The organism is Frankia sp. AiPs1 (assembly GCF_023716945.1).
Lineage (GTDB): Bacteria > Actinomycetota > Actinomycetes > Frankiales > Frankiaceae > Frankia.
This window is the reverse complement of sequence record NZ_JAMQQF010000459.1, coordinates 1-4,876: the sequence shown is the minus strand read 5'-3', so window position 1 is coordinate 4,876 and position 4,876 is coordinate 1. Positions and strand designations below refer to the sequence as shown.

4 protein-coding genes and 2 pseudogenes are annotated in these 4,876 nt (G+C 73.9%); 5 read left to right on the top strand and 1 reads right to left on the bottom strand.

What is annotated here, in order from left to right; genetic code table 11:
- Positions 1-210 (bottom strand): annotated as a pseudogene (locus tag ND748_RS25220) (hypothetical protein); the annotation flags it as partial.
- A 194-nt stretch (positions 211-404) separates the two neighbouring features.
- Here ND748_RS25220 and ND748_RS25215 point away from each other — a divergent pair.
- The 5 genes and pseudogenes from ND748_RS25215 to ND748_RS25195 all read left to right on the top strand — a co-directional run.
- The gene (locus ND748_RS25215; RefSeq protein ID WP_251748521.1) at positions 405-1,223 is read left to right on the top strand and encodes a histidine phosphatase family protein; all 819 of its coding nucleotides are present in this window, start codon (positions 405-407) and stop codon (positions 1,221-1,223) included.
- Positions 1,224-1,229: 6 nt separating this feature from the next.
- A complete protein-coding gene (locus tag ND748_RS25210; protein WP_251748520.1) occupies positions 1,230-1,772 on the top strand; it encodes a DUF3090 domain-containing protein in 543 nt (180 codons plus the stop codon).
- A 127-nt stretch (positions 1,773-1,899) separates the two neighbouring features.
- Complete coding sequence (locus ND748_RS25205) at positions 1,900-2,679, top strand: SCO1664 family protein (RefSeq protein WP_251748518.1); 780 nt, start codon at positions 1,900-1,902, stop codon at positions 2,677-2,679.
- A 211-nt stretch (positions 2,680-2,890) separates the two neighbouring features.
- Positions 2,891-4,234, top strand: a complete 1,344-nt coding sequence (gene mshC, locus ND748_RS25200) for a cysteine--1-D-myo-inosityl 2-amino-2-deoxy-alpha-D-glucopyranoside ligase (RefSeq protein WP_251748516.1) — start codon at positions 2,891-2,893, stop codon at positions 4,232-4,234.
- Positions 4,235-4,237: 3 nt separating this feature from the next.
- Positions 4,238-4,876 (top strand): annotated as a pseudogene (locus ND748_RS25195) (DivIVA domain-containing protein); the annotation flags it as partial.

Sequence of the window (4,876 nt, the reverse complement as noted above, 5' to 3'; positions counted from 1 at the left end):
GCCCAGCCCCGGCCACAGCGCGGCCTCGCAGAACGCGGCGAACACCGCCGTCGGGTCCGCGACTGCGGCGGCATCGGCGGCATCGACCGGGGCGGGGTCGACCCGGGCGGCATCGAGCCGGACGGTTCCCGGGGCGGGACCGGCGGTGGGGGCGGCTCCCGGGGCGGGATCGGGTCCCGGGGCGGCGGCGATCGGGTACTCGTCGGGCATGCCGGGAAGCGTAACGACGCACCACTCGACGCCTGGCGAAGCCCGCTGGGTAGCGTGGTAGCACCGGTGGCCGTGCCAGGGCGCGCCGTGGTCCGCACCGGCGTGTCCGACGCCACGGCCTCGCGTCGCGCCCGGTCAGCCATCCGCGGGTCCGGCGGCGTCGCGGACCCGTCCGACCTGAAGGGACCGACCGGTTGACCACTGTGTTGCTGGTCCGCCACGGCCTGACCGCCGTCACGGGCAAGATCCTCCTCGGCTGGACCCCGGGCGTCAGCCTGGACGAGCGCGGCCGGCGGCAGGCCTCCGACCTGGCGGGCCGGCTCGGGAACATCCCGCTCGCCGCGATCGTCAGCAGCCCGCTCGAGCGCTGCCGCGAGACGGCGGGCACGATCGCGGCCCGCCGCCCCGACGGCCCGCAGGCTCCCGACGGGGCACAGCCGGTCGCCGTCGACGAGCGGTTCGGGGAGTGCCGCTACGGGGACTGGACCGGGCAGGAACTCGCCGTCCTGGCCAAGGACCCGTTGTGGGCGGTGGTGCAGAGCCATCCCAGCGCCGTGGTCTTCCCCGGGCCGGAGGGTGAGGCGCTGCGCGACACCCAGGCCCGCGGCGTCACCGCGGTACGCGAGTGGAACGACCGGCTCGGCCCGGACGCCACCTGGCTGCTGTGCTCGCATGGTGACGTCATCCGCACGATCGTCGCCGACGCCCTGGGCATGCACCTCGACATGTACCACCGCGTCACCATCGATCCGTGCTCGCTGACGGTGATCCGTTACGGCGAGCGGCGGCCGTTCGTCCGGCGGATCAACGACATCGGCGGCGACGTCGCCGAGCTGCTCCCGCCGCCGCCCGAGCCGGCGGGCCAGGCCGCCACGGGCGACGGCGGCGGGGACGGTGCTGCCGGCCCGTCCGCCGGGGCCGGTGCGGCGTCCCGGCCGGCACTCGGTCCCGACGAGGTCGTCGGCGGCGGTGCCGGGTCCTACCCGCCCCCCGCCGGCGGGGCAGCGGTCTGATCGGCCATGGCGCGCCGGATACACGTCTTCGATCCGCCGGAGCGGTTCGTCGCGGGCACCGTCGGCTCGCCCGGCGCCCGCGTGTTCTACCTGCAGGCCCGAAACGGGGCGAGGCTCGTCACGGTCGCGGTCGAGAAGACCCAGGTGGCCCTGCTGGCCGAGCAGCTCACCGAGCTGCTCGACGAGCTGGGCCGGCGCGGGGTCGGGATGGGGCCGGCCGAACCCGTCGGCGCGGCTGACACGTCGCCGCTGGAGCAGCCGATCGAGGCGGAGTTCCGGGTCGCCACGATCGCCCTCGGCTGGGATCCGCGCGGTAGCCGGGTCGTCGTCGAGGCGCAGGCCGCCGGCGGCGAGGAGTCGGCGTCGGGGTTCAGCGACGACCCGGACGGCCCCGACGCCCTGCGGGTGCTGCTCGCGGCGGCCCCCGCCCGCGCCTTCGCCCGCCGGGCGGGGCGGCTCGTCTCCGCCGGACGCCCGCCATGCCCGCTGTGCGGTCTGCCGCTCGACGACGACCACGTCTGCCCGCGACAGAACGGACACCGGCACTGATGCGCGCCACGCGCCCGCACACCGTGCCTCGCCCGCGCATCCGGGGCGTGCGGGTTCGCCGCGCAGAGACCTCGGTCACCAGCCGGACCCGGCGACAGAGCCGGCACGTAGCGGACACACTGGGCTGATGGGCGTTCCCGCGGCGGCTCCCCCTCCAGGGCGGCGGCTGCCACTCGATCCGATCGACGGTGGCGGCCTCGACGCCCCCGCCGCGCTCGACCTGCTGCGCCGCGGCGAGCTGACGGTCAGCGCCAGGCTCGTCGACGCCAGCAACGCGACGCTGTACTGCGACATCATCGCGGGCGACGTCGCCGGGCGTTGCGTCTACAAGCCGGTGCGCGGCGAACGGGCGCTGTGGGACTTCCCCGACGGCTCCCTCGCCGCCCGCGAGCTGGCCGCCTACGAGATCTCCGCGTACCTCGACCTCGGGATCGTGCCGCCGACAGTCGTGCGCGACGGCCCGTTCGGCGAGGGCATGGTCCAGCTCTGGATCGACACCGACGTCACCGTCGACCTGGTCGCCCTCACCCGCTCCGACGACCCGCAGCTACGCCGGATCGCGTTGTACGACGCCGTCATCAACAACGCCGACCGCAAGGGTGGGCACCTGCTGCCCGCGCCGTCGGGGCGCATCCACGGCATCGACCACGGCGTCACCTTCCACACCGAGGGCAAGCTGCGCACGCTGCTGTGGACCTGGCGGGGCCGCCGCCTGGTCGCCGAGGAGACGGCCCTGCTCGGCTGCCTGCGCGAGGCGCTCGCCGGCGACCTCGGTGACCGGCTCGCCGAGCTGCTCACCGTCGCCGAGTGCGGCGCGCTCGCCGCCCGGGTGAATCGGCTGCTCGACGAGGGACGCTTCCCACTGCCCTCGGGGGACTGGCCACCGATCCCGTGGCCGCCGTTCTGAGCTGCCGCCGTTCTGGACCGTCGCCGTTCTGGACCGAGGCCGTGCCGAACCGTCCCGTACTGAATCCTCGCCGTTCTGAACCGCTCGCGTTCCGCATGGTCAGTTTACTGACGGTGATGTTGCGGCCTGACCCCGTTTTCGCAGGTCGGTTACGGGATGGTTACCCGTCTTGTGCCCGCCGGCGGAACGGTTCGCGGTTACTCTGACACGCATGCAGGCGTGGCCATCTCCTCCGATACGTCCACTTCCAGGCACCGGGCGGCCCTTGCGGATCTTCGACACGGCCACGTCGAGCGTGCGGGCCCTGGATTCCGCACCCACGGCCCATCTCTATGTCTGCGGCATCACGCCGTACGACGCGACGCATCTGGGTCATGCCTTCACGTACCTGACGTATGACCTCACGCAGCGGGTTCTGCGGGATTCCGGCCACAACGTCCTCTATGTACAAAATGTTACGGATGTCGATGACCCGTTGCTGGAGCGCGCCGATCGCGACGGCATCGACTGGCGCGACCTCGCCGCCCGGGAGATCGCACTGTTCCGCGAGGACATGACCGCGCTGCGGATGCTCGCCCCGGACTCCTACATCGGTGTGGTCGAGGCGATCCCGATGATCGTCGACATGGTCGCCGAGCTCGTGGACCGGGGTGCGGCCTACCACGTCGACGACGACCTGTATTTCTCCGTCGCCGCCGCCCCCGCCTTCGGTGACATCTCTCACCTGTCCCGGGCCGAGATGCTCGCGATCTGCGCCGAGCGTGGCGGCGACCCGGGCCGCGGCGGCAAGAAGGACCCCCTCGACCCGCTGCTGTGGCGGGCGCAGCGCCCCGGGGAGCCGTCATGGCCCTCTCCGTTCGGCCCCGGCCGCCCTGGCTGGCACATCGAATGCTCGGCGATCGCCCGCCACCACCTCGGCGGCGTCGTCGACATCCAGGGCGGCGGCACCGACCTGTCCTTCCCGCACCACGAGTGCAGCGCCGCGCACGCCGAGGTCGCCGCCGGCACTCGCCCCTTCGCCCGCAGCTACGTGCACACCGCGATGGTCAGCCTCGACGGCCACAAGATGTCGAAGTCGCGCGGCAACCTCGAATTCGTCTCCCGGCTGCGCCGCGCTGGAACGGACCTGGCCGCGCTGCGCCTCGCCCTGCTGGACCACCGCCACACCGAGGACTGGGAGTGGACGGCGGGTCTGCTGGCGGACGCGGTAACCCGGGTCGAGCGGTGGCGGGCAGCCGTCGCCCTGCCCGCCGGCCCGCAGGCGGCGGGGGTGCTCGCCGCGGTCCGGGAGCGGCTCGCCGACGACCTTGACGCCCCCGGCGCCCTCGCCGCGGTCGACGCCTGGGTCGACGCGGCGCTCGCCGACGCCGGCGGTGGTGCTGGCGGCGGTGGTTCCGCTGGTGGCGGCTCTGTCGGCGTCGGATCGTCAGGTGGTTCCCTTCGCGGTTCTGGCGGTGCGGCGGGCGCCGGGGGGGAGGCGCCCGCACTGGTCGCGCGGCTCGTTGACACACTGCTCGGTGTAGACCTTGAACCCGTCCGACCCAGAGGGAGCTGAGGGATGGGGGCCAGCCACCGCAGAACAGATCCCGGGGCAGCGACCGAACGACCAGCCTTCGACGAGGTCGCCCACGGCTACGACCCGCGCCAGGTGGACGACTACCTCGCCACCCTGTGGCGGTACGCCAGCCAGGTGACCTCGCGCGCGGCCGCGGCCGAGAGCGCGCTGAGGCACGAGCGGGAGCGCACCGCGGGCGTCACCGGCACCGAGGCGTTCGCCGCCCAGGCCGGCGGCCGGATCGGGCAGATGCTCGCGATCGCCCAGCGGGAGGCCGACGAGATCATCGACGGCGCCCGCCGGATCGCCGAGTCCGCCCTGGAGGAGGTGATCGAGGACGCCGGGGCGAACCATCCGATCGTCTGCGAGGCCCGCGAGCAGGCTGAGAAGCTGCTGCTCGACGCGGTGGAGGAAAGCCGTCGGCTCGCCGTCGAACGCCACCGGGAGCTGGCGGAGGAGATCGCCCGCAGCTCCGCGTCCCTCGACGCGCTTCGTCATCAACAGGGCGAGATCATCGGAGCGGTGCTGCGGCTTCGTCGCATCCTCGGCTCCGACGACGTCGACCGCGCCCTCACCGACCTCGCCCGAGCTGGCACGGCCCCGCCGGAAGCGGCCGGCGGCGACCCGGCCGCCGGCGGCTTC